Below are 256 nucleotides of genomic sequence, written 5' to 3'. Positions count from 1 at the left end.
GGAAGGCCGATCAGATCAGAATCAGCAAACTTCACGCCTGCGCGTTCAGCGCGGTCATCGTATAAAACCTCATAACCTTCCGCCTGGAATTTTCTGTAAAGCTGTTCAGCAAGCTCTTTTTGCGCTTCATTTTTCATATTCAGCGCCAAAATATGAAGATCATACGGAGCAACGCTCTTCGGCCAGATTAAGCCTTTTTCGTCGTGATGCTGTTCAGCGATGGCAGAAAGCGTTCTGGACACGCCGATTCCGTAAC

Annotated in this window: 1 protein-coding gene; it reads right to left on the bottom strand. The window is 48.0% G+C overall.

Translation table 11 applies throughout. The features are described 5' to 3' along the window. Nucleotides 1-256, bottom strand: a 256-nt coding sequence (locus tag SB658_RS25605) for a His/Gly/Thr/Pro-type tRNA ligase C-terminal domain-containing protein (protein ID WP_410603264.1), incomplete at both ends; no start/stop codon positions are given.

It is taken from the genome of Bacillus sp. SIMBA_008 (assembly GCF_046535495.1).
In the GTDB taxonomy this organism is placed as follows: Bacteria; Bacillota; Bacilli; order Bacillales; family Bacillaceae; genus Bacillus; species Bacillus subtilis.
The sequence above is the reverse complement of the archived record's forward strand: the minus strand, read 5'-3'. Positions and strand labels throughout refer to the sequence as shown.